This window comes from Chroococcidiopsis sp., from assembly GCF_051657925.1.
Taxonomy (GTDB): domain Bacteria; phylum Cyanobacteriota; class Cyanobacteriia; order Cyanobacteriales; family Chroococcidiopsidaceae; genus Chroococcidiopsis.
Map to the genome: position 1 here is coordinate 1 of NZ_JBOFLP010000363.1, position 5,064 is coordinate 5,064.

Sequence of the window (5,064 nt, forward strand, 5' to 3'; positions counted from 1 at the left end):
GTTCGAGCAAGTCGGAACTCAAACCATTGGCAAGCTTTGCTACCGTACTCATACTACAAGGCATGACTATCATTCCTAGCGTACGAAACGAGCCACTGGCAATGTTAGCGCCTACATCTCCCCAAGGATGGCAGCGGAGTTTTCCCAGAGATTCTACCCTTGCCTGCTGTCGCCAAAATTGTTCTTGTTGCAAGGGTTCTACAGGCATCCGAATATTTTGTTCCGCCTGCCAAACCATGTAGGTTGATTTGGAGGCAACTAGCTCGATCTCGTAGTCTGCCTCCAAGAGATATTTCACCGCTCGAACGGCATAAATTAACCCCGATGCCCCGCTTACACCCAGGATCAGCGGTAGATTATTCCTCATCGTCAAAATACGTGTCTGAGTCGTCGCTCAAGTCGTTATCGAGGGGTGAGGTGTCCTCTAGCCGATCGCGACTAAGCATTCGATCGCCGTTGACTGTCACTAAGTCGATTTGCTGGCGGTAGTAGTCTACGCTCTTGACTTGCACGGAAACGCGATCGCCTAAACGATATGCAGCACGGTTTTTCCGTCCAAATAAAGCTTGTTGTCTGCCGCGATACTCGTACCAGTCATCTTTGAGAGAACTGACGTGGACTAAACCTTCGACTCGCAACGTTCTGCCTTTAGTGTCGGAGACTTCTATTTCCACAAAAAAGCCGTAGGACTGGACTCCGGTAATAATACCTTCAAACACGTCGCCGATGCGCTGTTTCATCAGTTGAGCTTTTTGTAACCCAACTAAATCGTCTTCGGCTTCCTGAACTTCCTTGTCTCGCTCGTTCAACTGCGCGATCGCACCTGCAATATAAACTTCTAGCTCCTGCTGCGTTTCTGGAGGCAAGACGTTCCAGCCAATTTTGCCATGAGAGGAGCTATGACGTAAATTTATGCTATCTTTTGCTCGCGTAGTCCGACGATCGCGCCCTTGCTCGAATACTGTATGTAAGACTCGCTGAACTATTAGATCGGCAAACCGCCGCAAGGGAGCGTGAGAGTGGGTGTAGCCAGGTAGAGCTAAGCTAAAGTAGGGCTGGAATTTACTGCTGTAGGCACTCGGCTTCAGCGTATCCCGTAACAAATAAGTCAAGACTTGTTCTGCTTGGGACAATTGAGCAAACTGCTCGGTAAATTCTTGGTAGTCTCCTGCATAGACGGTATCTTCTCGATCTAAGCCCAGCTCTACTCCTAAGTTAGCTGCTAGCTTGATTGTTTCTTGCACGTCTTCGACATCGGGAGGCGGTTGAATGCGATAAATCGCAGGCACGCCCAAAGCGTTTAAATGCTCGGCAACAACTTGATTTGCTAATAAAAGCAACTCAGTGACCAATTCGGAGAGTTTGGGTTCTCCTTGAGTCAGGACTCCTAACCTGCCTTCGTCGTAGTAGGAGTACTGACGGGGTGGTAAGTTGAGGGCAAAGCTACCTCTAGCTTGTCTTTGTTCTTGCAAGGCTTTGCTTAATACTGCTAGCTGCCCCACTTTTTCTACCACTGCGGCTGGTAGTCCTAGTTCTGCGGTGCGATCGCTCAGAATATTCTCTACAACTTCAGCATCGAGTTGGTAATCGACTTGGATCGCGCTCGGTTGAATTTCAAACTCCACGATTTGTCCAGTTGCTGCATCCACAGTCAGCAGAACGGAAATGGCACGGCGATCGCTTTCTGGCTCGAATGCACTCCGTTGCGCCACCGCATCGGGGAATAAAGGCAGAATTTTTTCTCCCAGGTAAACGCTGCTGGAACGTTTCAACCCTTCACGATCTAAAGACGTATCTGGTTCGATAAAGTAGGCAAGATCGGCAGTATGAACCCCTAATTGCCACTGTCCCGTCGTCGTTTTTTCCAAAGTAAAAGCATTTTCAACATAGGTTGTATCGTCTGCTGACTCTCGGAAAGTTAAGGTGAGGAGCGGACGTAGATCGCTTCTGGTTTTGAATTCTTTGCGGCTAATTTGAGCTGGTAATTCGACCGCTGCTTCAAGCACGGATGAGGAAAAGGCGCGGGGTAGGTTGTGCTTGCACGACACCAACTCTACATCTGAGGCGGCTTCGGCATCGCTGCCTAAAACTTGCACGACTCTGCCTAAAGGAGGATATTGGGCAATAGGATAGCGGAGGATTTCTACATGTACCAAATAGTCAATCGCTTGTGCTAAGTCGTGACCGTCGGGTTGCAGTTCGATTTCAAATAGGAGGCGATCGTCTAGAGGAACAGCTCTAAAATTAGTATCTGTTTGCTTGATTCTTGCTAACAGACTTTGATTTGCCCGTTCTAAAATGAGTTGGACTTCGCCTTCGGGACTGCGACGACGACTACCTTCTTTCGTCAGTTTCACTAAAACGCGATCGCCATTCCAAGCATTACTGAGATGACTTTCGCGAATGTAGATATCTTCTGCTCCCTCAGCTTCTTGAATTGCAAAGCAAAAACCTTTACTAGAACAACGAAGTTTAGCCTCAATTGTTCCTTCTTCTCTTACCCGACGATACTTACCGTGCTCTTTAACCAAAACGCCGATTTTTTCCAGTACGTCTAGGGCAATAAATAACCTCTGAATACTTCTTTCGTCTTGGTAATCTAGTTTTTTTTCTAGGGCTTTTGCTGCAACTAATTTATCACTTGTGAAATTACCTAGTAGTGTAGCGATTGAAAACTCCATGTAGCGAGCCGACCTCCGGTCAAAATATCATATCTTGTTGTCTGGGTTAGGCAGTTAGCTATCTCTTCCTGCCTGTGGAAAATACGCTTTTTCCTTTTATCTCTACCATTAGCCAGATCTTTACCACTGGGCGCAACTTTGGCTTTGGTAGGGTGAAACAGTTGGGACTTCTAACAGCAGTATCTCACCCAATTCCCAAAATAACCTTTGTTACTAGGAAAGGCGAGAGGGTTGCATCATCAAGGTCTATACTCTACACAACGGATGTAGTAATGCTGCGTGTGAGTCGGTCGCCTCTCACCAACGGATATATAGCCACAAATAAATCGCAGCTAGGCAGTGAGATAACGAGGATTGAAGTGTCAAAAGATGTAACACTTGTGATGCAGTAGGATTTGCCCGATTGAGTGGAAATACCATTTACTCAGTTTTGTTACACTCTCTTCAAAAAGTCGGTAACATTTGAGTAAGCAGTACGCCATCTACTAAAATTGGCTATCCCCATTCTATTTTAGGAAACAAGCGACATATAGGAAAGAGAGTCAGTTGTCAGTTGTCAGTGACCAGTGACCAGTGACCAGTTATCAGTGACTAGTAATTTCTCCTCTACCCCTCAGCTCCCTCAGCTCTCTTTCCTCCACACCCTACACTCTACTACCCCCACACCCTTGTTCACACACTACTCACTACTCACTCACGATCGATGACAGAAAGCTTAATTTCAGAGTTATTGACAATTTATCAGGGTAAGTTTGTCGTGCGGGTAGCGGTACAGGTTGATGGTATTGTTCGTGCTACTGGGATGGCAACAGCAGAAACGCTGGAAGCAGCAGAAGACAAGGCGAGAGAAAGAGCGATCGCTTGTTTCAACCACAATTTTCTCGCACCAATTGCCCCAAAAAATCAAACAATTCCTGCATTACCTACGCCACCAGAAATACCTGTGGCGCAACCAGCTGCATCTCTATCTGAACCCAGCAATTCTTCTAGTCCTCCTACTCCTACTAAATCGCAGTTAGATTTTAGCTACACGCCAGAATTAGAACCCCCTACAAAAGAGCAAAAATCGACTTCCATCAGTACTGGTGGTAGAGGCAAAAGTAAATCATTAGCCACCAATCCCGAACTACCACTGGAAACAGATACTTTTGGCGGAGATTTTGCTGCTGACTTATTCGCTGCTAGTAGCAGTAAACCGCCTTTATCCAAAGACAATTATGAAAGCGCAGATTTGTCCTCTAATTATGAATCTCTAGCGATCGCAGATGATAAAACAATAGAAGAAACTCAATCATCTGCGGACTTAGCTACGGAATTACAAAAGATTGAGGTCAAACTGAAGGAAGCAAAGCTGAAGGCAAACGACGAACGCGAATGTTTGGAAACTAACTACGGTAAAGGGTCGCGCTACGAGTTAACAGCCTTACAAGCACGGGACTTCAATCGCTATTTGGAGTTATACAGTCAAACAACTCAAGCCGTCAAAGAGCTACAGGAACTTGGATGGGATGCTAAAGAAGGTCCTAAATACCTGCAAGCAAAATATAGCAAGAATAAGCGACATCAATTGACTGAGCGGGAATTACAGGGATTTTTGGACTATCTGCAAACCGAGCGCGATCGCATTGGCGTAAGTTAGAAACGCGCGATCGCGCGTTTCTACAAGACGATCAGCCAACCGCCGCCATCGGTCGTCTACCAATAGCTTTCTTGTCGATAACTTGATCGATCAAACCATAATCCATCGCTTCTTGGGGCGACATAAAGAAATCTCGCTCTGTATCTTGCTCGATCCTTTCCAGCGGTTGACCTGTATGTTCGGCTAAATGCTCGTTCAACTTCCGCTTGTGGTACAAGATTTCTTTAGCTTGAATTTCAATATCAGTGGCTTGTCCCTGTGCGCCACCGAGAGGTTGATGGATCATGATTCGGGAATTTGGCAGGCTCATGCGCTTTCCTTTCGTGCCAGCGCTGAGTAGAAAAGCCCCCATACTGGCTGCTAATCCCGTACATATAGTACAAACATCGGGGCGAATGTGCTTCATCGTATCAAAAATACCCATTCCCGCCGTCACCGAGCCACCAGGAGAGTTGATATAGAGATAGATGTCTTTCTCGCCATCTTCAGCATCCAAATACAACAACTGGGCAACAATCAAATTAGCCAAGTTAGAATCAATGGCTTGTCCTAGAAAGATAATCCGTTCCCGCAGCAAGCGAGAGTAGATATCAAAAGCGCGTTCCCCGCGTCCAGATTGTTCGATAACAATAGGAATCATTCGGTTAGTCTATTGTGAGTTTTCTTCATTTTATCTATTTGTCATTGGTCATTGGTCAAGAGTCATTAGTCACTGGTTGACGGTAGTTGGTAGTTGGTAGTTGA

Annotated in this window: 4 protein-coding genes; 1 reads left to right on the top strand and 3 read right to left on the bottom strand. The window is 46.2% G+C overall.

Features of this window, described 5'->3' with window-relative positions; translation table 11 throughout:
* Both ACRC32_RS29105 and ACRC32_RS29110 read right to left on the bottom strand, forming a co-directional pair.
* Positions 1 to 367: flavoprotein (locus ACRC32_RS29105; RefSeq protein WP_438557243.1), on the bottom strand; the 367-nt coding region annotated here is incomplete at its 3' end.
* Positions 357 to 2,681, bottom strand: coding sequence for a ribonuclease R family protein (locus ACRC32_RS29110; RefSeq protein ID WP_438557244.1), 2,325 nt, complete (start codon positions 2,679 to 2,681; stop codon positions 357 to 359). The genes ACRC32_RS29110 and ACRC32_RS29105, both read right to left, overlap by 11 nt.
* Positions 2,682 to 3,384: 703 nt before the next feature.
* On the opposite strand from ACRC32_RS29110, the gene ACRC32_RS29115 reads away from it, so the two are divergent.
* Positions 3,385 to 4,320 carry a hypothetical protein gene (locus ACRC32_RS29115; RefSeq protein ID WP_438557245.1) on the top strand — a complete coding sequence of 312 codons (936 nt, stop codon included), beginning with the start codon at positions 3,385 to 3,387 and terminating at the stop codon, positions 4,318 to 4,320.
* Between the two features lie 31 nt (positions 4,321 to 4,351).
* On the opposite strand, the gene clpP is transcribed toward ACRC32_RS29115, so the two are convergent.
* Entirely contained in the window at positions 4,352 to 4,960 is a 609-nt protein-coding gene (gene clpP, locus ACRC32_RS29120; RefSeq protein WP_438557246.1) for an ATP-dependent Clp endopeptidase proteolytic subunit ClpP, read from the bottom strand.
* Positions 4,961 to 5,064: the final 104 nt, after the last annotated feature.

Excerpts from the sequence above, each read along its gene's own strand:
- clpP (WP_438557246.1), bottom strand. The coding sequence starts at position 4,960 with ATGATTCCTATTGTTATCGAACAATCTGGACGCGGGGAACGCGCTTTT.
- ACRC32_RS29115 (WP_438557245.1), top strand. The coding sequence starts at position 3,385 with ATGACAGAAAGCTTAATTTCAGAGTTATTGACAATTTATCAGGGTAAG.
- ACRC32_RS29110 (WP_438557244.1), bottom strand. The coding sequence starts at position 2,681 with ATGGAGTTTTCAATCGCTACACTACTAGGTAATTTCACAAGTGATAAA.